Origin of the sequence: Shinella zoogloeoides (assembly GCF_020883495.1) — a bacterium.
GTDB lineage: Bacteria > Pseudomonadota > Alphaproteobacteria > Rhizobiales > Rhizobiaceae > Shinella > Shinella zoogloeoides.
The window spans coordinates 2,407,987-2,431,677 of the sequence record NZ_CP086610.1 but is presented as its reverse complement, the minus strand read 5'-3'; the positions used below and the strand labels follow the sequence as shown (position 1 = coordinate 2,431,677).

The following is a 23,691-nucleotide window of genomic DNA, read 5'->3' as shown; positions in this document are numbered from 1 at the left end:
AAGCCGCCGGGCGGGGCCGGCGGCTTTGTCGGTTTGTCAGGCGGTCTGCATGGCGCCGGGGCCGGGGATGGCTTTTTCCGGGACCTTGCCGAGGATGATCATGCCGAGAACCTCGTCCTTCGTGACGTCCTCGGTGCGGGCATGGCCCACGACCTGGCCGTTCTTCATCACCGAGACGCGGTCGGCGAGGTCGAAGACGTCGTGGATGTCGTGGCTGATCAGGAAGATGCCGATGCCTTCCTTCTTGAGCTGCTTGATCAGCTCGCCGACCTGCGCCGTCTCCTGGGGACCGAGCGCCGCCGTCGGCTCGTCCATGATGAGGATGCGGGCGTTGAAGAGGATGGCTCTTGCGATCGCCACGGACTGGCGCTGGCCGCCGGACAGCGCCTTTACCGGCTCCTTGAAACGCTGGAAGTTGGGGTTGAGGCGGCCCATGACCTCGCGGGTCTTGGCCTCCATCGCCACGTCGTCGAGCGTGCCCCAGGGGGTGCGCAGCTCGCGGCCGAGATAGAGGTTGGCGGCGGCGTCGACATTGTCGGCGACGGCCAGCGTCTGGTAGATCGTCTCGATGCCGTATTTCTTGGCGTCGCGCGGATTGGCGATGTCGGCCGGTTCGCCGTTGATCAGGATTTCGCCGCTGTCGCGCCGGTAGGCGCCGGAGAGGATCTTGATCAGCGTCGACTTGCCGGCGCCGTTGTGGCCGAGCAGGGCGACGACCTCGCCGGGATAGAGATCGACCGAGGCGTTGTCCACGGCATGGATGCCGCCGAAGGAGATGGAGATGTTCTTCATCTCCACGAGGGGCGTACGGGTGTCCGTCATTGGGGTGGCTCCTCTTACTTGGCGCGGGCGCGGTAGATCGTGTCGAGCCAGACGGCGACGACGAGGACCATGCCGACCACGATGCGCTGGAACGGGGTGTCGATGCCGACCAGCACCATGCCCGATTGCAGCGATTGCATGACGAGGGCGCCGAGCATGGCGCCAGCGATTGTGCCCATGCCGCCGGCCAGCGACGTGCCGCCGATGACCGCGGCCGCGATGGTGTAAAGCTCGTCGAGCTCGCCCTGGGCGTTGGTCGCGGCGTTGAGGCGGGCCGTCGAGATGGCGGCGGCGATGGCGCAGAGCATGCCCATCAGCGCGAAGATCTTGACCGTGACCCAGCGGGTCTTGATGCCGGCAAGTTCCGCCGCCTCGGGGTTGCCGCCGAGTGCGAAGACGTAGCGGCCGAAGCGCAGGCGCGTCGAGATGAAGGTCATGACGATGCCGACGACGATGGCGATCAGCACGGGAACGGCGATGCCGTGCGGGATGAAGAGGCCGCCTTCCGGCCAGGCGATGCCGTTGGCGTCCGCGAACTTGCGGGCGATGGCGACAGGCCAGGGATAGGCGTTGACGACCGCGATGGCGCCGAGCACGAGCGCGCAGCCGACCGCGACTAGGAAATACTCGGCCCACATGGGGCGCAGCGGGAAGCCGAAACGCTTGCGCTGCTTGCGGGAGTTGGCGATGGTCGCCACGATGGCGATGCAGGCGAGGGCGCCGACGATCCAGCTTGCCGTCGCGCCGATCGAGCCTTCGGTGCCGCCGCCCATCAGGCGGAAGGTGGCGTCCATGGGGGCGACGGTGCGCCCGCTCGTGACGAACCAGGTGGCGCCGCGCCAGACGAGCAGGCCCCCGAGCGTGACGATGAAGGACGGCACGTTGAGGAAGGCGATGATGGAGCCGTGCAGCGCGCCGATGGCCGCGCCGAGCAGCAGGCCGGCCAGAAGGGTGATGATCCAGGTGGCGGGATGGTTGAAGCCGATGAGCTGCGGCAGCAGTTCGGCCTGCAGCACGCCCATGATCATGCCGACGAAGCCGAGGATCGAGCCGACCGAAAGATCGATGTTGCGCGTGACGATGACGAGCACCATGCCGGTGGCCATCACGGCGACGGAGGCGGTCTGGACGGAAAGGTTCCAGAGGTTTCGCGGCGTCAGGAAGAGGCCGCCGGACAGGATGTTGAAGCCGATCCAGATGATCAGCAGCGCGCCGACCATGCCGAGCAGGCGCGTATCGATCTCGGTCGCGCGAAAGAAGCGCTTTACCGGATTCTCGCTCGCCGATCGCGCGCGATTGGCATGTGCGGTATTCGTGATGTCGGCCATCGCTTTGCCGTCCCCCTCACTTTTTTGTTGAACGTGTCGTCCGGGCGTGGTCCGGAGTTCGGGCGGGTTGCGCGGCAAGCCGGCTCACCCGTTTCCATCCCGCTCGAGGACAGGCCGCCGCCCTATCCTCCGCCCGCTGCCCATCTTGCGCAAGCGCCGCAACGGTGTCGTTGCGGCGCCTGGCGATGGTCAGGTCGTTACCGGTTGCTCCGGCTTACTTGCAGGCTTCGACCGAGCCGGCCGCGACGCCCTGGCAGGCTGCATCCTTGGAGATCCAGCCGGCGTCGATGACGACGTTCAGGTTGTCCTTGGTGATCGGCAGCGGAGCGAGGAAGACCGACTTCATCTCGACGCCCTTCGGGCCGCCGGCGAAGGTGGTCACGCCGTCGATCTGGTCCATGGTCTTGCCGCCGGCGAGCTGGGCGGCGATTTCCGCGGCGCGCTTGCCGAGTTCACGGGAGTCCTTCCAGACGGAGACCGTCTGCGTGCCGAGCGCGACGCGGTTGAGCGCGGCGTGGTCGGCGTCCTGGCCGGAGACCGGGACGGAGCCGGCAAGGCCCTGCGCGGTCAGCGCGGCGATCGCGCCGCCGGCCGTGCCGTCGTTCGAGGCGACGACCGCGTCGACCTTGTTGTCGTTCGCCGTCAGGAACTGTTCCATGTTCTTCTGGGCGTTTTCCGGCTTCCAGCCATCGGTATAGGCTTCGCCGACATTCTTGATTTTGCCGGCGTCGATGGCTTCCTTCAGCACTTCCTGCTGGCCTGCGAAGAGGAAGTCGGCGTTCGGGTCGGCGGAGTTGCCCTTGATGAAGACATAGTTGCCTTCCGGCTTCACCTTGAACACTTCGCGGGCCTGCATGCGGCCGACTTCCTTGTTGTCGAAGGTGATGTAGAAGGCGGACGGGTTCTCGATCAGGCGGTCGTAGCCGACGACCGGGATGCCTTCCGCTGCGGCCTTTTCGATGGCCGGGCCGATGGCGTCGCTATCCTGCGCAAGCACGATGATGGCGTTCGCGCCCTGGGCGATCAACGACTCGATGTCGGTGAGCTGCTTTGCGGCAGAGGACTGGGCGTCAGCGGAAATGTACTTGTCGCCGGAGGCCTCGAGCGCTGCCTTGATGGCGGCTTCGTCGGTTTTCCAGCGCTCTTCCTGGAAGTTCGACCAGGAAACGCCGACGACGAGGTCCTTGGCGTGCGCGGCGGCGGAATGCAGGGAAACAATGATGGCAGCCCCTGCCATCAGCTTCAGAACGGACTTCATGATAACCTCCCAAGTGAACACCGGCCGCCCGGGCGAACCTCCCGCCCAATTCACGACCGGCCACGATAATACTGTCTCGATGCCCCTCCCGGCGGTGCCGGGACTTTTTTCTCGACAGTCGAGAAAATAGATGTCAGAACTTTTCAAGGCTGTCAACACAGGTTCGAAAGGCCTTGAACGACAGCGTGACAGATGCTTTGGGAGGGGCATGTGTTGCAGTTCATGAAGGCAGGCGGGAACGGACGATGCTGGTGAAGTCGAGCACGGAGCTTGTGCGTCAGCAGAACAGCGCGCTCGTCCTCGCGTCGCTGCGCCGGCACGGGCCGCTTGCCCATACGGATATTTCCCATCACACCGGCCTTGCTTCGGCCACCGTCTCGGCCATTACCGCGGAACTAGAGAAGGCCGAGGTGCTGGAGCGGCGCGAACAGCAGGCCGCCGCCTCGCGCGGGCGGCCGCGCGTCATCTTCGGCCAGCGGCGCGGGGCGGGCTATCTCGTCGCCGTGCGCATCGCCTCCGACCTCGTGCAATATTCGCTGGCGGATTACGGCGGCACGCTCATCGACCGGTTCGAGGAGGCGCGCAATCAGGCGGACAGCTCGACGCGACCCTTCGCGGAGGCGTTCGTCGCCGCGCTCGACAGGCTGGCGGACCGTTCGCGCATCGCGCCGGAGGAGGTGCTGGTCGTCTCCATCAGCAGCAAGGGGCTGGTCGATCCGGCGTCCGCGCGGCTCGTCTGGTCGCCGGTCTTCGGGGCGGAGCAGGTGGATTTCGCGGCTTTGCTCAAGCCGCGCTGGCGGGCGAAGATTCTGCTCAGCAACGAGACGCTGCTCGTCGCCCACGCCATGGCGCTGCGCATGGAAAAGGCGGGGGTGGAGAACCTGACCGCCGTCGCCGCGCTGTCGCTCGGCCACAGCATCGGGCTGGGTATCGCGCGGTTCGACCGGACGGGCGAACTCTCCGTCACCGCGCCGAATTTCGGGCATATGCTGAATGCGGCGGACGGCAAGCTCTGCCGTTGCGGGGCGCAGGGCTGCATCGAGGCCTCCGCCGGGTTCTACGGCATCCTGCGCACGGCCTTCGAAGTGCCGCCGGATACGATTCCCGCCAAGTTCGTGCCGCTTGCGGAGATGGACAAGATCGCGCTGCGCGCCCGGCAGGGGCACCGCATGTCGGAATATGCCTTCCGCCAGGCCGGCCTTGCGCTGGGGCAAGGGTTGTCGCGCATGGTGAGCCTGCACGAGGCGATGCCGATCGCCATTACCGGACCGGGCACGCGCTATTTCGATCTTCTGCGGCGCGGGCTGGAGGAGGGGCTGGGGCAATCGCAGCAAGTCCGCCTGTTCGGCGCGCCGCCGATCACCCTTGCGCCGGAGGAAGCGACGCTGGTGCTGGAAGGCCATCTCGACCGGGCGCTTGCGGAAATGGACCACGATATCATCGCGGCCCGCACGGTCGGGGAATAGGCGGGCACCCATAAAAAAGACCGGACGACGATGTCGCCCGGCCAGTTGCTTGGGAGGAGGCTTCCGTCAGGCGACGGAGATCTGGCGTTTTTCTTCCACGGATTTCACGGCCGCGTCGGCGAGCGCGAGGGCGGCGAGACCATCGGCGCCGGAGGGCGAAAGGGCGGCGCCCTTCTCGATGGCGGCGATGAAGCCGGCGATCTCGTTGGCATAGGCCTCGGTGTAGCGGGTCATGAAGAAATCGTGCAGCGGCGGGCGGGTATAGCCTTCGCCATTGGCGACTTCGATGGAGACCGGGCGCTGGTTTTCGGCCGACACCATGCCTTTCGAGCCATGCACCTCGATGCGCTGGTCGTAGCCGTAGGTGGCGCGGCGGGAGTTGGAGATGATCGCCTGCCTGCCGGATTTCGTCTGCAGGATGACCGAGACGCTGTCATAGTCGCCGGCCTTGCCGATCTCCGGGTCGACCAGCACGGCGGCCGTCGCCGAGACCGTGGCCACTTCCTCGCCGAGCAGGAAGCGGGCCATGTCGAAGTCGTGGATGGTCATGTCGCGGAAGATGCCGCCGGAGCGCTTGATGTAATCGACCGGCGGTGCGCCGGGATCGCGCGAGGTGATCGTCACCATCTCGACATCGCCGATGCGGCCATCGTCGATGGCCTTGCGCACGGCCATGAAATGCGGGTCGAAGCGGCGGTTGAAGCCGACCATCAGCTTGCCTTTTGTCTCCTCGACCACCTTGATGCAGGCGCGCACGCGGTCGATATCGAGATCGACGGGTTTTTCGCAGAAGATGGCTTTTCCAGCGCGCAAGAAACGCTCAATGAGATCGGCATGGGTGTCGGTCGGCGTGCAGATCACGACGGCGTCGATATCGCCGGCCGCCTCGATCGCCTCGATGCTGCGCACCGCGCAGCCATATTGCGCGGCAATGGCCTCGGCTGCCGCCGGGAAGGCGTCGGCGACGGCGACCAGCACCGCGTCGGGATTGCCGGTGACGGCCTTTGCATGAACCTTGCCGATGCGGCCTGCGCCGAGAAGGCCAAATCTCACAGTCATGTTTTCCTCGTTCCTGTAATGGCGAACAGGGCGAGCCCTGCGAATGGCCTCGACGTCAGGTCCTCCCACGCGGAAACGGAACGGGAAGGCCGCGACATGTATGCTTTGGAATTTTTATTCCGTTTTCGCTTGCGACGTCAAGATCGTTCCATTCTTCGGCGGCGCGGTTTCCTTGCGGATGAAAAGCCCTTATGTACACGGGCTGAGGCATGAGGAGACGTTCATGAAGTTCATCGATCCCGACCATCCGTTCTACCGCCCGCTCTGGCGGCGGCTGCTTCTGGTCGGGCTTTGCGCGGCATGGACGACGGTGGAATTCTATAACGGCCAGCAGACCTGGGGCATGATCTTCCTTGCCGTGACCGCCTATGCCTTCGCCCATCTCATCCTCTTCTTCAAACCCTCGGCCCCCGCCGAAAAGCCGGCGGGCGAGGGCGGCGACGGCGCGGGCTAACCCGAAAGCCCGAGGCTCTTCTCCACTTCTATTCGCCGGATCGTCTCGTCGATCAGCATATTGGCGATCTTCATGCGCAGCGTTGCATTGCCGCGCAGGTCCGCCGGTGCGCGGTCTGGATGGTTGTCGCGTGCGAAACTGCGGCGGCGGGCGGTGAGGGCGTCGATATCCTCCCGGCCGGTCAGGGCGAGGTCTGCGGCGACCTCCTCGGGCGTCGTGCGCAGCAGATGCGGCGGGGGCGGCGGCGGGCGCTCCGGCTCCGGGGCGGGCGGGGCCTCATAGAGGTCGAGATAGGCTGCGGCGGCTTGCGAGCCGGAAACGAAGGCGCCTGTCGCGCCGAGGCCGGCAAAGCCCGAGGTCAGGCCGCGTATCCTTCCGCCAAGGGTGTCCTCGACAGGGGCCTCGTCCTCCTCCGCGGCTTCGCGCGCCTCGGCCTTCAGCCGTTCCAGCACGGATTCGAAAACGGTCATGCCGAACATCTGTCGTCCTCCACTCAGTCCGGCGCGACCATCCGGCTGCGTTGCCAGATGAGATCATAGAGCAGTTTGGCGCTCGGCGGGAGCGCCCGACCTTTCACGGAGATGAGGCTGTAGGGCTTGATGTCGATCTCGAAATCCGTGTTGAGGATGACGATCTCGCCCGCCTGCGCCCCGACATCGGCGACGAAATTCGCCATGTCGCGGGCGACGGGGGCGATGGCGTTCGAGCCGCAGACGATGGCGGTGGTGAGCAGGATCGACGATGTGTTGACGACGGTGGCGGGCAGCGGCACGCCGGCCGCGATGAACAGTTCCTCGATGCGCCGCCGCAAAAGCGTGCCCGCCGGCTGGAACACCCAGTCGTAGCGCGGCAGGTCGGCGAGGCCGACGACGGGCTTTTCCGTCAGCGGATGGCCCTTGCGCACGATGAGACAGGCTTTCTCGATGCCGATCTCGGTGACGTTGAAGAGGCGGGGATTGAGATCGTCCGGCACGCGGGCGATGATGAAATCCTGCCGGGCGGCGAGCAGTTCGCGGGCGAGCACGTTGCTCGTCTCCACGCGCACATTCACCTCGATGCCCGGATAGGCAGCGCTGACCTGCTGGATCGCCGGCACGGCGAGGCTGATGGCCGGCGCCGTCACCGAACCGAGGAAGACCGAGCCGCCGGTGCCGGATTTCAGCGCGGAAAGCTCGCGGTCGACCTCGCGCAGTTCGAGCAGGATGGTGCGCGCCCGGCGGGCGAAGGCCCGGCCGAAGGCGGTGAGCGTGACGCCGCGCGAGATGCGTTCGCAAAGCTGGGCCTTGAGGATCGTTTCCATTTCCGTCAGCATGCGCGAGGCGGCGGGCTGGGATATGTTGAGCGCCTCGGCCGCCGCGCTCACCTGCTTGTGCGCCTCTATGGCCGTGATCATGCGCAGGTGGCTGAGCTTCAGCCCGCTGCGCAGGAGGCCGATCCCCTCCAGGCTGTCGAGGCTCTCGTCGGGGAGGAACTGGTCTCCGGTGTCGTCAAGGCGCATGGTTCGTATCCGCAAAAATAGTATATTTCCTCCATAACATATCAACTATGGTATCGATTTAGAAGTTCATTGCATTTGACAGTTATGGCAATTCGGTAGACGTTGCGCGAATGTGTGCTGGGGTCCTTGGGAGTTGGGGCCGGCGGATTTTCGTCCGTCCAGCCCGGGCCGCTGCCTGACGGCGACCCCATCGCGCACAGAACAATGCCTGGCTGCAATTTCGGCCAGTGCGCACAAGGGAGAGACCTTTCAATGAAAATGATCACTTCGCTTCTCGCCGCCGCTGCCATCAGCGTGGCGTCGTTCGTTGCGCCCGCTTTCGCCCAGGATAAGGGCGTGGTCGGCATCTCGATGCCCACGAAGACCTCGACCCGCTGGATTTCCGACGGTGAGACGATGGAAAAGCTGTTCAAGGAAGCCGGGTACACGCCGGACCTGCAGTTTGCCGACGACGACATCCCGAACCAGCTCGCCCAGATCGAGAACATGGTCACCAAGGGCGCCAAGGTCCTGGTCATCGGTGCCATCGACGGCACGACGCTCTCCGACATTCTCCAGAAGGCTGCCGACGCCGGCGTGAAGGTCATCGCCTACGACCGCCTCATCCGCGACTCGGGCAACGTCAATTACTATGCCACCTTCGACAACTTCCAGGTCGGCGTCCTGCAGGCCACCAGCCTCGTCGACGGCCTGAAGGCCAAGTTCCCGGACACCAAGCCGTGGAACGTCGAGCTGTTCGGCGGTTCGCCGGACGACAACAACGCCTTCTTCTTCTATGACGGCGCGATGTCGGTTCTCCAGCCGCTGATCGATAGCGGCGCGATCGTCGTCAAGTCGGGCCAGACCGGCATGGAAACCGTCGGCACGCTGCGTTGGGACGGCGCCGTCGCGCAGGCCCGCATGGAAAACCTGCTCTCCTCGACCTACACCGACGGCCGCGTCGATGGCGTTCTGTCGCCCTACGACGGCCTGTCCATCGGTATCCTGTCGGCCCTGAAGGGCGTCGGCTACGGCTCGGGCGACCAGCCGATGGCCATCGTCACCGGCCAGGACGCGGAACTGCCGTCCGTCAAGTCGATCCTCGCTGACGAACAGTATTCCACGATCTTCAAGGACACGCGCGAGCTCGCCAAGGTCACGGTCGGCATGGTCAACGCAATCATGGAAGGCAAGGAGCCGGAAGTGAATGACACCAAGACCTACGACAACGGCGTCAAGGTCGTTCCGTCCTACCTGCTGAAGCCGGTTGCCGTCGACAAGTCCAGCGCCGAGAAGATCCTCGTCACGGACTCGGCCTACTACACGGCCGACCAGCTCAAGAACTGATCGTTCTCCCATCACTCTCCGGGGTTCGCGCCATGTGCGCGAACCCTCTTTTCTCCGGATCGCAGAGCGACTAGGCTCGGTTTCGCCGCTTGAATGACGGCGGAAGGCCGCTGGAAACTGGTATATGAGCAAGACCCTTCTGGAAATGCGTGGCATCACGAAGACGTTCCCCGGCGTGAAAGCGCTGAACAACGTCAACCTGAAGGTCCGCGAAGGCGAAATCCACGCCCTTGTCGGCGAGAATGGCGCCGGCAAATCCACCCTCATGAAAGTGTTGAGCGGCGTCTATCCGGCCGGCTCCTACGAGGGTGAAATCCATTTCGACGGCGAGGTCCGCCGTTTCTCCACGATCTCCGACAGCGAGCATCTGGGCATCATCATCATCCATCAGGAGCTGGCGCTGGTGCCGCTGCTCTCGATTGCGGAAAACATCTTCCTCGGCAACGAGGTGGCGACGAACGGCGTCATCGACTGGAAGAAGGCGTTCCGCCGCACGCAGGAACTGCTCGACAAGGTCGGGCTGAAGGAGCCGCCGGGCACGCTGATTACCGATATCGGCGTCGGCAAGCAGCAGCTCGTCGAGATCGCCAAGGCGCTGTCGAAGAAGGTGCGCCTGCTCATCCTCGACGAACCCACAGCCTCGCTGAACGAAAAGGACTCCGACGCGCTCCTGAAGCTGCTCATGGAGTTCCGCACGCAGGGCATGACCTCCATCATCATCTCGCACAAGCTGAACGAAATCAAAAAGGTCGCCGACCAGATCACCATCCTGCGCGACGGCGGCACGGTGGAGACGCTCGACTGTCACCACGAGGACATTTCGGAAGACCGCATCATCAAGGGCATGGTCGGCCGCGAGATGGAAGACCGCTACCCGCCGCGCGAGCCGAAGATCGGCGAAACGCTGCTGGAGGTGAAGAACTGGAACGTCTTCCACCAGCAGCACCGCGACCGGCAGTTCCTGCACGATATCAGCTTCAACGTGCGCGCCGGCGAAGTGGTCGGCATCGCCGGCCTGATGGGCGCGGGACGCACCGAGACGGCCATGAGCCTCTTCGGCAAGAGCTGGGGCCACAAGATCACCGGCGACGTCACCATGCGCGGCAAGCCGGTGGATGTGAGCACGATCCCCAAGGCCATCGAGGCCGGCCTTGCCTATGTGACGGAAGACCGCAAGCATCTCGGCCTCGTGCTGATCGACAACATCATGCACAACACGACGCTGGCCAATCTCAAGGCGGTGTCCAGGGCGACGGTGATCGACACGCACGAGGAGGCCAAGGTCGCCGCGGGCTATCGCCAGAAGCTGCGCATCCGCTCGCATTCGATCTATCAGGAAACGGTCAATCTTTCGGGCGGCAACCAGCAGAAGGTGGTGCTGTCGAAGTGGCTCTTCACCAATCCCGAGGTTCTGATCCTCGATGAACCGACGCGCGGCATCGATGTCGGCGCGAAGTTCGAAATCTATTCCATCATCAACCAGCTTGCCGCCGAGGGCAAGGGCATCCTGATGATCTCGTCGGAGATGCCGGAACTGCTCGGGACCTGCGATCGCATCTATGTCATGAACGAAGGACGCATCGTGGCCGAGCTTTCCAAGGCGGAAGCAAGCCAGGAATCCATCATGCGCGCCATCATGCGCTCCGGGGAGAAACACTAATGTCCACCGATACCGCGACCAAGACGACCCAGCCTTCGGTGGGGGAATATCTCAGGAAGAACATCCGTGAATACGGCCTGCTCGTTGCGCTGGTCGTGATCATGATCTTCTTCCAGGTCATCACAAACGGCGTGCTCTTCCGCCCGGTCAACATCACCAACCTGGTGCTGCAGAACTCGTTCATCGTCATCATGGCGCTGGGCATGCTGCTGATCATCGTGGCGGGGCATATCGACCTGTCGGTCGGCTCCATCGTCGCCTTTATCGGCGCCATATCGGCGATCATGCTGGTGAAATGGGGCTTGCCGGCCATCGTCGTCGTGCCGCTCTGCATCCTCGTCGGCGCGGTCATGGGCGCGGCGCAGGGCTACTGGGTCGCCTACCAGAAGATACCGTCCTTCATCGTGACGCTCGCCGGCATGCTCGTCTTCCGCGGCATGACCTATGTCGTGCTCGGCGGCCGCCCGGTCGGCCCGTTCCCGAAGGAATTCCAGATCCTTTCCACGGGCTTCGTGCCGGATTTCCTGTCGATCACCGATCCGGCGACGAGCCTCATCAAGAACTATTTCGCCCTCGTCGTCGTGCTGGCGCTCGTCGCCTACGCCATCTATGCGGGCCTTCGCGAGCGGCGCATGAACGCGCTGCATGAGACCGAGAACGAGCCCTTCGCCTTCTTCGCCGTGCAGATGGCGATCATCAGCGCCGTGGCGATCTTCCTCGGCTTCCAGCTCTCGACCTATCGCGGCCTGCCGAATGTCCTCGTCGTCATGGGCCTCCTGATCGCGCTCTATACGTTCGTCACGACCCGCACGACCATCGGCCGGCGCATCTACGCCATGGGCGGCAACGAGAAGGCGGCGAAGCTCTCGGGCATCAACACCGAGCGGCTGACCTTCTACACCTTCGTGAACATGGGCGCGCTCGCCGCGCTCGCCGGCATGATCATCGCGGCCCGCCTCAACTCGGCGACGCCGAAGGCCGGCGTCGGCTTCGAACTGGACGTCATCGCGGCCTGCTTCATCGGCGGCGCTTCGGCGTCGGGCGGCGTCGGCAAGATCACCGGCGCGGTGATCGGCGCCTTCATCATGGGCGTCATGAACAACGGCATGTCGATCATGGGCATCGGCATCGACTACCAGCAGCTCATCAAGGGCCTGGTGCTGCTCGCCGCCGTGTTCTTCGACGTCTACAACAAGAACAAGGGCTGACCGGGAGCCGGTCAGTCAGATATCGCAAATGTGTTTGACCGGCGGCCCATGCCGCCAGCGCGGGGACCGTCGTTCCCCGCAAGTGCGGAGCTTTGTCGCCAGGCCCGCGGATGGAAGGAAACGGAAATGCTGATTTCGCAGGTAGGAAATGCCGATGGCTCGATCACCGTGGTCGTGCGCGAGGACGGCGGCAAGGGCCGGGCGGTGAAGGGGGCGAAGAGCGTCTATGCGCTCGCCATGGAAGCGGCCGATAGCGGAAAATCGCTGAAGGCGGTCGTCGAGGCCAAGGGGCTTGGCGATGACGTCGATCTTGAGGCGGCCTATGCCGAGGGCCGGCTGCTGTCGCCGATCACGCATCCCGATGCCGCCCACCTGCACCTGACGGGCACGGGCCTCACCCATCTCGGCTCCGCCGCAACGCGCGATTCCATGCACAAGAAGACCTCGGAAGCCGCCGAGGAGACGCTGACCGATTCCATGAAGATGTTCCGCATGGGCCTCGAGAACGGCAAGCCGAAGGCCGGCGAGAAGGGCGTGCAGCCGGAATGGTTCTACAAGGGTAACGGCACGCAGGCCGTCGCGCCGGGCAGCGTGCTGACCTCGCCGTCCTTCGCGCTCGACGGTGGCGAGGAGCCGGAAATGGCCGGCATCTATGTCATCGCCTCGGACGGTTCGCCGTTCCGTATCGGCTTTGCCGTGTCGAACGAGTTCTCCGACCATGTGACGGAGCGGATCAACTATCTCTACCTCGCCCATTCCAAGCTGCGGCAGGCGAGCTTCGGCCCGGAAATCCGCGTCGGCGTCGCGCCCGACGATATCCGCGGCTTCTCGCGCATCGTGCGTGGCGGCAAGGTTCTGTGGGAAAAGCCCTTCGTCTCCGGTGAGGCGAACATGTCCCATACCTTCGCCAATCTCGAATACCACCACTTCAAATACGGCCTGTTCCGCGCGCCGGGCGATATCCATGTCCATATGTTCGGCACGGCGACGCTGTCCTTCGGCGACGGCATCCGCACGGAAGCGGGCGACGTGTTCGAGATCGGCGCGGACGGCTTCGGCCTGCCGCTGCGCAATCCGCTGGCGGTCGCCGAGGAAGAAGAGATCGTCATCCGCCAATTGTAATTTGCGCGGCAACCCGGTTCTATCGGGTCCGCAGATGACAGACAGGAGGCCTCGGCCATGACTATCCATCAGAATCTTATTGCCGGCGAATGGGTCGGCACGGATGCGATCCGCAACATCAACCCGTCCGACACGAACGATGTGGTGGGCGAATATGCCCGCGCCACGGCGGAAGACACCAAGGCGGCAATCGCTGCGGCCAAGGCGGCCTTCCCGGCCTGGTCGCGCTCCGGCATCCTCGAGCGCCACGCGATCCTGCGCAAGACGGCCGATGAAATCCTCGCCCGCAAGGACGAGCTTGGCCGCCTTCTGTCGCGCGAAGAGGGCAAGACGCTGGCCGAAGGCATCGGCGAGACGATCCGCGCCGGCCAGATCTTCGATTTCTTCGCGGGCGAGTGCCTGCGCCTTGCCGGTGAGGTTCTGCCCTCGGTGCGGCCGAACATCGGCGTCGAGATCACCCGCGAGCCGGTCGGTGTCGTCGGCATCATCACGCCCTGGAATTTTCCCATCGCCATTCCGGCATGGAAGATCGCGCCCGCGCTCTGCTACGGCAACACGGTCGTCTTCAAGCCGGCGGAACTGGTGCCGGGCTGCTCCTGGGCCATCGTCGATATCCTCGTGCGCGCCGGCCTGCCGAAGGGCGTGCTGAACCTCGTGATGGGCAAGGGCTCCGTGGTCGGCCAGACCATGCTCGACAGCCCGGACGTCCACGCCATCACTTTCACTGGCTCCACCGGCACGGGCAAGCGCGTCGCTGCCGCCTCCATCGAGCATAACCGCAAATACCAGCTCGAAATGGGCGGCAAGAACCCCTTCGTCGTGCTGGATGATGCCGACCTCACCGTCGCCGTGGAAGCGGCCGTCAACTCGGCCTTCTTCTCCACCGGCCAGCGCTGCACGGCCTCCTCGCGCGTCATCGTCACGGAAGGTATCCACGACCGCTTCGTCGCCGCCGTCGGCGAGCGTCTCAAGGGCGTCGTCGTGGACGACGCGTTGAAGGCCGGCACGCATATCGGCCCGGTGGTCGATGAAAGCCAGTTGAAGCAGGATACCGACTATATCGAGATCGGCCAGAAGGAAGGCGCCAAGCTTTCCTTCGGCGGTGAGCTTCTGAAGCGCGATACGCCCGGCTTCTACCTTGCGCCGGCGCTCTTCACCGAGGCGACCAACGACATGCGCATCTCGCGTGAGGAAATCTTCGGCCCCGTCGCCGCCGTCATCCGGGTGAAAGACTACGAGGAAGCGCTGGCCGTTGCCAACGACACGCCCTTCGGCCTCTCCTCCGGCATCGCCACCACCAGCCTCAAGCATGCGACGCATTTCAAGCGCAATGCCGAAGCCGGCATGGTGATGGTCAATCTGCCGACGGCGGGCGTCGATTTCCATGTACCCTTCGGCGGCCGCAAGGGCTCGTCCTATGGCTCGCGCGAGCAGGGCAGCTACGCCAACGAGTTCTACACGACGGTCAAGACCGCCTATACGCTAGCGTAAAGCGGTGGCGACCATCGTTTTTCGGGCGCGGCCGGGCAAGGCCGCGCCCGATCTGTATCGGGACGGCACAACTCGTCGTCCGCGACGCGTGTCTAAACGCTTCCTTTTCCTTCTCCGCCGATCCGCCCGGCGGCGCGGGAACTTCGGGCGCGGCGCAACCTTTCGTTATGCGGTGCCGATCCATCCCGGACCGGCCGCTGATGGGAGGCTTCCATGTTTGCAGCATCGAATACAGTATCGATCTCCAGGCTTTCGGCGGTTGCGCTGGCGGCTGTCGTTCTTGCCGTGCCGGTTCATGCGGGCGCGCAGGACAAGGGCGGCCTCGGCGTCGGCCTCGGGGTGAGCCTCGGCAGCGTGAGGGCCGGGGCCAATGCGACGGTCGGCGGCAGCGGGGGCCTTGCGGATGCGCGGGCGGGCGCCAGCGTCGGCGGCGCGCGCGGCGTCAATGCCGGTGCGCGGGCGAATGTCGGCGGTTCGAGAGGGCTTGTCGATTCCGATGTCACCGCCTCGATTGGCGGCAGCAGCGGCGTGAACGCCCGCGCCAAGGCCAATGTCGGCGGGACGCGTGGCCTTGTCGATGCGGATGTCGACGCCACGGTGGGCGGCGCGGGAGGCCTTGGCGCTGCTGTCGATGCGAATGTCGGCGGCGGGAGCCTGCTTGATGCGACGGTCGGCCTTGGCGTGGGGAACGATGGCGTCTCCCCCGGTGGCGGCTTCACGGGATCCGATCGGCAGGTGCTGCAAGCGTTCTCGCAGCTTCCCCGCCGTGATCGCCTGCAGATGATCAAGCGTTGCCGGGGCATCGGCAGCGGAGGCTACGACGCCGCGCTGGTGAACCTCTGCCGTCTGCTTCAGGTGGCGTCGCGATAGAGCAATTCCAGCAAAAGTGCGCAGCAGTTTTGCGTTTGGAAGCGCGTGAAAACAAAGAGCTGGAGCGTTTTTTGCGATTCGCAGAAAAGCGGAAATGCTCCGGGAGGAGGGCGGCGGCTTTCCCGGCCGCCGCTTTCAGCTCTGGCTTTGCGACTGGCTCTGGCTGGCGGCCGGTTCGACGGTGATGGAAACGCTCATCGTCTCGGCCGCCTTGCCCGTCACCATGCCGGAAACAGGCGCAGCGTCCTTGTAGTCGAGGCCGGTCGAAAGCCGGACATAACGCGCATCCGGGCAGATATTGTTGGCCGCGTCGAAGCCGACCCAGCCGAGCCCCTGAAGGTGAACTTCCGCCCAGGCGTGGCTTGCCGTCTGCTCCGGCGCGTCCATCAGCAGGTAGCCGGAGACGTAGCGGGCGGGAATGCCGAGATGGCGTGCGACGGACAGCACGATATGTGCATGGTCCTGACAGACGCCCTGTTTCTTCTCCAGCGCCTGTTCGGCCGTCGTGTCGGTGGCAGTTTCGCCCGGCTTGTAGGCGACGGTCTCGTGGATCGCGCCCATCAGCGCATGCATGCGCGCCAGTTCGTTCTCGCCCGTTGCGGCCTTGGCGAGCTCGCGGATCAGCTTGCCGGGCCTGGTCAGCGGCGTTTCGCGCAGGAACAGCCAGAGCGGCACAAAACCCTGATGTGGGCCGAAGACGCCGGCCCGGTCCTCCGTCTCCACCTCGCCCTCGGCGACGATGCGGATCGCCACCTGCTCGCCCTCGGTGCTGACGAGATCGACATGATTGCCGAAATGGTCGCTGTAGCCGGCTTCCAGATGCGCGCCGTGGACGGTGGTCTTCCAGTCGCGCACGATCTGGCCGGGCTGGCTTTTCGGCGTCAGCCGCAGCCGTTGCAGGGAATATTGCACCGGGTCGTCGTAGCGGTATTCGGTCGTGTGGCTGATCTTCAGTCGCATCGCGAACCCCCGGCCTAACGATAGAAGCGGTAGCCCTCGGAGATTTCCTCCCCGAGGCGGTTGTTGTGGACGATGAACTCCTCGATGAATTCGTGGAGGCCCTGTTCCATGATGTCCTCCATGCTGCGGCTGCGCAGCAGCATCAGCGTGGAGGAGGCGGTTTCGTGCGCGGCGTGCTTCTCGCCGTAGCTTTTCGCAAGATAGCCGAGATTGCTGACGATCTTGTCGTAGCTGTAGGCGAGCGAGCGTGGCATGCGGTCGTTGAGGATGAGGAAGTCCGCGATATTCGCCGGCGAATAGTCGCCGTCATAGACCCAGCTATAGGAACGGTGCGCCGAGACGGAGCGCAGGATGGATTCCCATTGCTTGTTGTCGAGTGAGGAGCCGACCTTGGCGATGGCCGGCAGCAGCACGTAATATTTCACGTCGAGGATGCGGGCCGTGTTGTCCGCCTGCTCGATGAAGGTGCCGATGCGCGAGAAATTGTAGATGTCGTCGCGCAGCATCGTGCCGTGGAACGCCCCGCGGATGAGGCCGGCGCGCCGCTTGATCGTGTCGATGATCTCCGGCATGTCGGCCGGCTTGGCGCGCTTGGCGAGGATCTGCTTCAGCTCGATCCAGCACTCGTTGGTCGCTTCCCAGGTCTCGCGCGTCAGCGCCGTGCGCACCATGCGGGCGTTGTTGCGCGCCGCCTCGATGCAGGACATGACGCTCGACGGGTTGGAGCGGTCGCGCAGCAGGTAGTCGATGGCGTCGGCGCTCGTCAGCTTGTCGTGCACGCTGTCGAAATCCTCGCGCACGCCGGCGCTTTGCAACACGCCGTCCCAGTCCTCGTCGGAGGAGCCGGAGCGCGTCAGCGCCATGCGCAGGCCCGCGTCGATGAGGCGGGCGATGTTCTCGCCCCGCTCGATATAGCGGGACATCCAGTAAAGGCCGTTTGCAGTTCTTCCCAGCATCGGCTCAGTCCTCCAGAACCCAGGTGTCCTTCGTGCCGCCGCCCTGGCTGGAGTTGACCACCAGCGAGCCTTCCTTCAGCGCCACGCGGGTCAGCCCGCCGGGAATGATCTGCACCTTGTCGGAAACGAGCACATAGGGCCGAAGATCGACGTGCCGGGGCGCGATGCCCTTCTTCACGAGGATCGGCACCGTGGAGAGCGAGAGCGTTGGCTGGGCGATGTAGTTCGCCGGCCGGGCCTTCAGTTTTTCGGCGAAGGCCGCGCATTCCTTTTTGGATGCGGTGGGGCCGACGAGCATGCCGTAGCCGCCCGAGCCGTGCACTTCCTTGACGACGAGTTCGCTCAAGTGCTCCAGCACATATTTCAGGCTGTCTTCCTCCGAGCAGCGCCAGGTCGGCACGTTCTCAAGGATCGCCTTGCGGCCCGTATAGAACTCGACGATTTCCGGCATGTAGGAATAGATCGCCTTGTCGTCGGAAATGCCGGTGCCGGGTGCGTTGGCGATCGTGATGTTGCCGGCCTTGTAGACATCCATGATGCCGGGAACGCCGAGCGCGGAATCCGGCCGGAAGGTGAGGGGGTCGAGGAAGTCGTCGTCGACGCGGCGGTAGAGCACGTCGATGGCCTCGTAGCCGCGGGTGGTGCGCATCTTCACCTTGCCGTCGACGACGCGCAGGTCCGAGCCTTCGACCAGTTCCACGCCCATCATGTCGGCGAGGAAGGCGTGTTCGTAATAGGCGGAGTTGAAGATGCCGGGCGTCAGCACCGCGACGCGGGGTTTTCCCGAGCAGCCGGGCGGGGCGAGGGAGGCGAGGCTCTGGCGCAGGAGTTTCGGATAGTCTTCGACCGGGCGCACCTTATTGAGGTGGAACAGCTCCGGGAACATCTGCATCATGGTTTCCCGGTTTTCCAGCATGTAGCTGACGCCGGAAGGGGTGCGGGCATTGTCTTCCAGCACGTAGAACTGATCTTCGCCCGTGCGCACGATGTCGGTGCCGACGATATGGGTATAGACGCCGCCCGGCGGCTTGAAGCCGATCATCTGCGGCAGGAACGCCTCGTTGCGCTCGATCAGCTCGCGCGGGATGCGGCCCGCCTTGATGATTTCCTGCTTGTGGTAGATGTCGTCAAGGAAGGCGTTGAGGGCGATGACCCGCTGCTCGATGCCCTGGGCCAGCTTGCGCCATTCCCGGCCGGAGATGATGCGCGGTATGATGTCGAAGGGGATGAGCTTTTCGGAACTGTCGGCGTGTCCGTAGACTGCGAAGGTGATGCCGGTTTTTCGAAAGAGGTTTTCGGCGTCTCTCGATTTGGCGATCAGGCGCGCCCGATCCTGTGCTTCGTACCATTCATGGTAGTTCTGATACGGCTGCCGCGAACCGGAGTCCGCATTCATCATTTCGTCAAATGCCAAAGGCGTGTTCCCCATTTTCCGTCATTTGAGTACAAGAACTGGGGCAATGCAAGAACCATGCTCAATTAGCGGGAAAGAATTCTCACACCGCTTTGAGCGCGCAGAAACCGGCCGGTGCGACGGTTTTTCGGCAGGCATTCCTTTCGTCCGTGCATTGCGCTGCCGAAAGGATGGGCAGATGCCGAAAGCGTGTTCCCCGATGCCTTTTGCTGAACCTAAGCATCAAGGAAATTGCGTTGACCATCACCGGGGCAGGTCCTAACGCTCGCGCATCGCTTGTCATGCCGCCGGAAATCCCATGTCCCTCGATCGTCTGGCTCCGGCCATCTTCGTCCTGCTCTGGTCCACGGGCTGGGTCGTCGCCAAGTTCGCGGCCCTGCTTTCCGAGCCGCTGACCTTCCTGTGCATCCGCTACCTCACGGCCGCTGTCCTCTTTGCGGGCCTCTGCGTGGCGTCCGGCGTTTCCTGGCCGCGCGATAGGCGCACTATCCTGCATGCCATCGTCTCCGGCGTTTTCCTGCACGGCATCTATCTCGGCGCGGTCTGGTGGGCCATCGGCGAGGGCGTGCCGGCGGCACTGTCCTCGATCATCGCCGCGCTCCAGCCATTGATGACGGCGCTGGCGGCGCCGTTCTTCATCGGCGAGCGGCTCAGCACGACGCAGAAGCTCGGCCTCTGTCTCGGTTTCCTCGGCGTGCTTATTGCCGTGCTGCCGAAATTCTTCGGGCAGGGCGCGGCGGAAATCCCGGCCCTCGCCATCCTCGTCAACATGCTCGGCATGGCCGCCGTGACCTACGGCACGATCTATCAGAAGCAGCACCTTCAGACCGGCGACATCCGTGCCGTCGCCACGCTGCAATATGTCGGGGCCCTGATCGTCACGCTACCTCTCGCGCTCGGCCTTGAAACCCCGCATGTCGAGATAAGTTTTGCCTTCATCGCGCTGCTCCCCTGGGCGGTGCTCGGCATCTCGATGGGCGCGATCCTGCTGCTGCTCTACCTCATCCGCCGGGGACAGGTCTCGCGCGCGGCCTCGCTCATCTATCTGGTGCCGCCCATCGCCGCGCTGCAGGCGGCGGCCATCTTCGGCGAGGAGCTGACGATGCCGATGATCCTCGGCACGGTGATCGTGGTGGCGGGGGTGTATCTGACGAACCGCAAGGATGCCGCGCCGGCCGAGTGAGGACGGCACAAACGAAAACGGCGGGCCGAAGCCCGCCGTTCCTCATTCAATGCGTTATCCGCTTACGCCTGTTCGCGGCGCTGGCCTTCCGGGCGGCGCGGTTTGCCGCTGCGCTGCGGGCGGCCGGGCTGGCCGTTGCCGCCGCCGTGGTTGCGGTTCTGGCGGTCGCCCTGCTTCTGGGCCGGACGGCCGTGCTGCGGGCGCTTGGCGCCGGACGGCGCGCCGGCTTCGGCCTGTGCGCCGTCGCCGAAGGGCTGGCGGGCCGGACGGTTGGCGGCGCGGCCGTTGCCGGAGCGCTGGCCGCCGCCACGGCTGTTGCGGCCCTTGCGGGACTTGCCGCCGGGGCCGGCCGTGCTGACTTCGGCCGGGGCTTCACCGCTGGCGACTGCGATCTTGATGCCCATCAGGCGCTCGATGTCGCGCAGGAGGTGCGCTTCGTCCGGCGCGCAGAAAGCGATGGCAATGCCGTCGCGGCCGTTGCGGGCCGTGCGGCCGATGCGGTGGACATAGGCGTCCGGCACTTCCGGCAGGTCGTAGTTGTAGACGTGGGTGACGCCCGGGATGTCGATGCCGCGGGCGGCGACGTCGGTGGCGACGAGTACACGGATCTCACCGTCACGGAAGGCCTTGAGGGCGCGCTCGCGCTGGCCCTGGCTCTTGTTGCCGTGGATCGAGGCGGCCTTGAAGCCGACCTGGTCGAGATGCTTCATCAGCTTCTCGGCGCCATGCTTGGTGCGCGAGAAGACGAGCGACAGGCCATCCGGGTTGGCGGTGAGTGTCTGCTTGAGGATCTGCGTCTTCTGGTCCTTGCCGGGAACGTGGTGGACATACTGCTCCACCTTGTCGGCGGCCTTGCCGGGCGGGGTGACTTCGACCTTCTTCGGATTGCTGAGATATTCGCCGGCAAGCTCGGCGATCAGCTTCGGCATGGTGGCCGAGAAGAGCAGCGTCTGGCGGTTCTTCGGCACCATTTTGGAGATCTTGCGCAGGTCGTGGATGAAGCCGAGATCGAGCATCTGGTCGGCTTCGTCGAGCACGAGGTAGCGGGCCTGCGTCAGCGTCACCGACTTGCGGGCGACGAGATCGAGCAGGCGGCCCGGGGTGGCGACGAGGATGTCGGTGCCGCGGTTCAGCATTTCCGACTGCTTGTTGATCGAAGCACCGCCGACGACGGTGACGACGCGCAGCGGCGTCTTCTTCACGAAATCGCGCAGGTTGTCGGCGATCTGGTTCACCAGTTCGCGGGTCGGGGCGAGAATGAGGGCGCGGATGTTGCGCGGGTCGGGACGGCGGGTGTCGGCGAGAAGCTTTTCGATCATCGGCAGGCCGAAGGCGGCCGTCTTGCCGGTGCCGGTCTGGGCAAGGCCGATGAGGTCCGAGCCTTCGAGGACGAGCGGGATGGCCTTTTCCTGGATCGGGGTCGCTTTTTCAAAGCCGAGCGCGGAAAGGGTGGCGACGATGGTCTTCGAGAGGCCGAGGTCGTGGAAAGTGGTCAAAGCAATACCTTTCGGGGGCGCCAAACGACTTTCCCGAACGCAGTTCCGGACGCAAAACCGCGTCACACTTTTGCTGGAACTGCTTCAGGCCGGAACGCACCATGCGCTTCCGGTTTCGTCTGGCGTCAAGAACCCCGCGTGAATTGGGAACTTGTGGGTTGGTTGGCTATCGTCTGCGCAGTCATCCGCAAAATGGGAGGCGGATCCTTCTCTTGCGCTTGTCCTTCTTGGCATCCCTGTCCGGGAAATCGCTGGCTCGCTCACGCGGCGGCCGAAGGGCGACGCTGCGGCTCATGTCGTTGTTTTGGGGCGAAAAGTCAAGTGTTACTTTCGCATGTGCGAAAAGGCGCGGGGTCAATCCATGCGCAATTCGAAGTCGGCGGAGGCCGCAATCGCGCCGTTGATCAGGATTTCGACGCGGTGCGTGCCGGGGTAATAACGTCGCGTGGTGATGGCCCGGATCGCGTGATCCTTGCCGATCGTCTGGCTGCCGCCGGCCGGCAGATCGAGCTGCCGCCACTTGAAGACCTTGGGGGCCAGCGTGCCGTTCGCCTTCATGTGATGGATCGCGTAGTCGATCATCAGCCGCTGCGGCGCCTTGTCTTCGTTGCGCACCGTTAGCGAAAAGCCGAGCTTGTCCCCGAAGGTGACCACGGGTGTTGCAAGCGTCAGGTCCGCGCCGATCTCCTTGGCGGCCGCGAAGCCGAAATTGGCGAGCGCCTTGGCATCCCCCTTCTTGAGGAGCGTGCGGGAGGCATGGCGCAGCAATTGCCGCCGTTCCGTGGATGCGCCCTCGATATGCGCTTCCACGAAATCGGCGACGAGTGCTGGGTGGTCCTTGGCGATATCGTTCAGGCTATTGGCGACCGAGCGCCGGACATAATCCTCCGGGTCGTCGAGAAGCGCGATGAGGATCGGCAGGATCGGCGCCGGATCCTTGACGAGTGCTGGCAGGCGCATCGCCCAAGGTAGGCGGGGGCGGGTGCCTTCGCTGGCGAGCCGGCGGACATGGTGGTTGGTGTCCGCGACCCAGCCGGAGATTTCGGCAAGCGCCCGCTCCTGTTCGGCATGGATGAAGCGACGGATGCCGAACTCTGCGGTGAAATGCGGCGTCAGCGCCTTGAGCAGGGCCAGCGAAAGGTCGAAATGGCCGAGACCGTGTTCGGAGACGAACTGGTTGACGGGAAGCAGCGCCCAGCCGGAAAGGCCGGGCGTGTTTGCCTGCGGCAGGGCGTTCCGCAGGATGCCGGCGGCAGCGGCGTAGTCGGCGGGGAGCGTCTGCGTGAAGGCGTCCTTGATCCGCTCGGCGCGCTGCATCAGTTCCAGCGCGTCCATGTTCTCCGTCGCGAGTTGCGTGAAGCGGTCGGCGTCGAAGCCCGGCGAGACGCGCAGGACATGGCGCGCCATGTCCTTCACCAATCCCGGATGCAGCAGGTTTTTCAACGGTTCGGCCACGGCGATTCTTTCCCTTGGTGACAGACTAGCGGGCTTTTCCGGTGCCGCGCCAGAGGCTTACGGCCTTTCCAACAGCTTCGGGACTTCCGCCACCCGGAACATGCCCGCGCCCCTCGCGTTGAGCCGATACGCATCCTGCCACAATCCTGTTGGATGCTTCCCGACGCAGAACCGATCTGCGCATCCATGAATCTCGCTACGGGAGGGAAACATGACCGCTACGACCTGGATTCTCGCCGCCGACGGCAATCAGGCCCGCCTGCTCAAGGGGGTGAACCTGTTGAAGGACGGCCAGCAGAACCCGGAGCAGGAAATCTTTCGCTGGGAGCCGAAGAAGGCGCAGGACATCATGGCCGACAGGCCGGGGCGCAGTCATTCCTCCGTCGGCCATGGCCGTTCCGCCATGGAATATTCGAGCGACCCGGTGCGCGAGGAGCAGCAGAAGTTCACCGCCGAGATCGCCGGCCGCATCGATGACTATGCCGCCGAGGGCGCTTTCGACCGGCTCGTCGTCTGCGCCGCGCCGCAGACGCTGGGAGACCTGCGCAGCAAGCTCTCCGACAGGGCGCGCACGCTGACCACGGCCGAGATCGACAGGAATTTTTCCAACCTGCCGACGCAGAAGCTGATCGCCTCCGTCCGGTCGATCATGTTCGAAGGCTGAC

Annotated in this window: 21 protein-coding genes; 10 read left to right on the top strand and 11 right to left on the bottom strand. The window is 64.6% G+C overall.

The window, feature by feature from the left end:
• Positions 1-36: 36 nt before the first annotated feature.
• From K8M09_RS12115 to xylF, 3 genes are all read right to left on the bottom strand, one after another.
• Positions 37-822, bottom strand: coding sequence for an ATP-binding cassette domain-containing protein (locus tag K8M09_RS12115; RefSeq protein WP_160787496.1), 786 nt, complete (start codon positions 820-822; stop codon positions 37-39).
• A gap of 14 nt (positions 823-836) precedes the next feature.
• Positions 837-2,150: a sugar ABC transporter permease gene (locus tag K8M09_RS12110; protein WP_160787497.1), complete on the bottom strand. Its 1,314-nt coding sequence runs from the start codon at positions 2,148-2,150 to the stop codon at positions 837-839.
• A gap of 214 nt (positions 2,151-2,364) precedes the next feature.
• Positions 2,365-3,408, bottom strand: coding sequence for a D-xylose ABC transporter substrate-binding protein (gene xylF, locus K8M09_RS12105; RefSeq protein ID WP_160787498.1), 1,044 nt, complete (start codon positions 3,406-3,408; stop codon positions 2,365-2,367).
• A gap of 245 nt (positions 3,409-3,653) precedes the next feature.
• Between xylF and K8M09_RS12100 the strand changes: the two genes are divergently transcribed.
• Positions 3,654-4,874, top strand: a complete 1,221-nt coding sequence (locus K8M09_RS12100; protein ID WP_160787499.1) for an ROK family transcriptional regulator — start codon at positions 3,654-3,656, stop codon at positions 4,872-4,874.
• Positions 4,875-4,940: 66 nt separating this feature from the next.
• Here the strand turns inward: K8M09_RS12100 and iolG are convergent, their stop codons facing one another.
• Positions 4,941-5,933 carry an inositol 2-dehydrogenase gene (gene iolG / locus K8M09_RS12095; RefSeq protein ID WP_160787500.1) on the bottom strand — a complete coding sequence of 331 codons (993 nt, stop codon included), beginning with the start codon at positions 5,931-5,933 and terminating at the stop codon, positions 4,941-4,943.
• A gap of 223 nt (positions 5,934-6,156) precedes the next feature.
• Between iolG and K8M09_RS12090 the strand changes: the two genes are divergently transcribed.
• Positions 6,157-6,387 (top strand): hypothetical protein, encoded by a 231-nt coding sequence (locus K8M09_RS12090; protein WP_160787501.1) that lies wholly within the window; start codon positions 6,157-6,159, stop codon positions 6,385-6,387.
• On the opposite strand, the gene K8M09_RS12085 is transcribed toward K8M09_RS12090, so the two are convergent.
• Positions 6,384-6,857 (bottom strand): hypothetical protein, encoded by a 474-nt coding sequence (locus tag K8M09_RS12085; RefSeq protein ID WP_229341840.1) that lies wholly within the window; start codon positions 6,855-6,857, stop codon positions 6,384-6,386. The two genes, K8M09_RS12090 and K8M09_RS12085, sit on opposite strands and share 4 nt — an antisense overlap.
• A gap of 23 nt (positions 6,858-6,880) precedes the next feature.
• Positions 6,881-7,885, bottom strand: coding sequence for a LysR family transcriptional regulator (locus tag K8M09_RS12080; protein WP_160787503.1), 1,005 nt, complete (start codon positions 7,883-7,885; stop codon positions 6,881-6,883).
• Positions 7,886-8,137: 252 nt separating this feature from the next.
• Between K8M09_RS12080 and chvE the strand changes: the two genes are divergently transcribed.
• The 6 genes from chvE (at position 8,138) to K8M09_RS12050 (ending at position 15,562) form a co-directional block, all read left to right on the top strand.
• Positions 8,138-9,211: a multiple monosaccharide ABC transporter substrate-binding protein gene (chvE, locus tag K8M09_RS12075; protein WP_160787504.1), complete on the top strand. Its 1,074-nt coding sequence runs from the start codon at positions 8,138-8,140 to the stop codon at positions 9,209-9,211.
• Between the two features lie 124 nt (positions 9,212-9,335).
• On the top strand, positions 9,336-10,871 hold the full coding sequence (mmsA, locus tag K8M09_RS12070) for a multiple monosaccharide ABC transporter ATP-binding protein (protein ID WP_160787505.1): 1,536 nt from the start codon (positions 9,336-9,338) through the stop codon (positions 10,869-10,871).
• The gene (gene mmsB, locus K8M09_RS12065; protein WP_160787506.1) at positions 10,871-12,079 is read left to right on the top strand and encodes a multiple monosaccharide ABC transporter permease; all 1,209 of its coding nucleotides are present in this window, start codon (positions 10,871-10,873) and stop codon (positions 12,077-12,079) included. The genes mmsA and mmsB overlap by 1 nt, the downstream gene beginning before the upstream one ends.
• A gap of 126 nt (positions 12,080-12,205) precedes the next feature.
• Complete coding sequence (gene araD1, locus K8M09_RS12060; protein ID WP_160787507.1) at positions 12,206-13,201, top strand: AraD1 family protein; 996 nt, start codon at positions 12,206-12,208, stop codon at positions 13,199-13,201.
• Between the two features lie 57 nt (positions 13,202-13,258).
• Positions 13,259-14,692: an aldehyde dehydrogenase family protein gene (locus K8M09_RS12055; RefSeq protein ID WP_160787508.1), complete on the top strand. Its 1,434-nt coding sequence runs from the start codon at positions 13,259-13,261 to the stop codon at positions 14,690-14,692.
• A gap of 213 nt (positions 14,693-14,905) precedes the next feature.
• Positions 14,906-15,562 carry a hypothetical protein gene (locus K8M09_RS12050; RefSeq protein WP_229341838.1) on the top strand — a complete coding sequence of 219 codons (657 nt, stop codon included), beginning with the start codon at positions 14,906-14,908 and terminating at the stop codon, positions 15,560-15,562.
• Between the two features lie 135 nt (positions 15,563-15,697).
• Here K8M09_RS12050 and K8M09_RS12045 read toward each other — a convergent pair whose 3' ends face one another.
• From K8M09_RS12045 to K8M09_RS12035, 3 genes are read right to left on the bottom strand one after another with little or no spacing between them, the layout of a single operon-like run.
• A complete protein-coding gene (locus tag K8M09_RS12045) occupies positions 15,698-16,522 on the bottom strand; it encodes a transglutaminase family protein (protein WP_160787509.1) in 825 nt (274 codons plus the stop codon).
• Between the two features lie 14 nt (positions 16,523-16,536).
• Entirely contained in the window at positions 16,537-17,478 is a 942-nt protein-coding gene (locus K8M09_RS12040) for an alpha-E domain-containing protein (RefSeq protein WP_160787510.1), read from the bottom strand.
• A gap of 4 nt (positions 17,479-17,482) precedes the next feature.
• Positions 17,483-18,877 (bottom strand): circularly permuted type 2 ATP-grasp protein, encoded by a 1,395-nt coding sequence (locus K8M09_RS12035; protein ID WP_206366694.1) that lies wholly within the window; start codon positions 18,875-18,877, stop codon positions 17,483-17,485.
• Positions 18,878-19,190: 313 nt separating this feature from the next.
• Here K8M09_RS12035 and K8M09_RS12030 point away from each other — a divergent pair, with 313 nt between their 5' ends.
• Positions 19,191-20,075 (top strand): DMT family transporter, encoded by an 885-nt coding sequence (locus K8M09_RS12030; protein ID WP_160787512.1) that lies wholly within the window; start codon positions 19,191-19,193, stop codon positions 20,073-20,075.
• Between the two features lie 62 nt (positions 20,076-20,137).
• On the opposite strand, the gene K8M09_RS12025 is transcribed toward K8M09_RS12030, so the two are convergent.
• Positions 20,138-21,571 carry a DEAD/DEAH box helicase gene (locus K8M09_RS12025; RefSeq protein ID WP_160787513.1) on the bottom strand — a complete coding sequence of 478 codons (1,434 nt, stop codon included), beginning with the start codon at positions 21,569-21,571 and terminating at the stop codon, positions 20,138-20,140.
• Between the two features lie 354 nt (positions 21,572-21,925).
• Positions 21,926-23,026, bottom strand: coding sequence for a DNA alkylation repair protein (locus K8M09_RS12020; RefSeq protein ID WP_160787514.1), 1,101 nt, complete (start codon positions 23,024-23,026; stop codon positions 21,926-21,928).
• A 211-nt stretch (positions 23,027-23,237) separates the two neighbouring features.
• Here K8M09_RS12020 and K8M09_RS12015 point away from each other — a divergent pair, with 211 nt between their 5' ends.
• Positions 23,238-23,690 (top strand): host attachment protein, encoded by a 453-nt coding sequence (locus K8M09_RS12015; RefSeq protein ID WP_160787515.1) that lies wholly within the window; start codon positions 23,238-23,240, stop codon positions 23,688-23,690.
• Position 23,691: the final 1 nt, after the last annotated feature.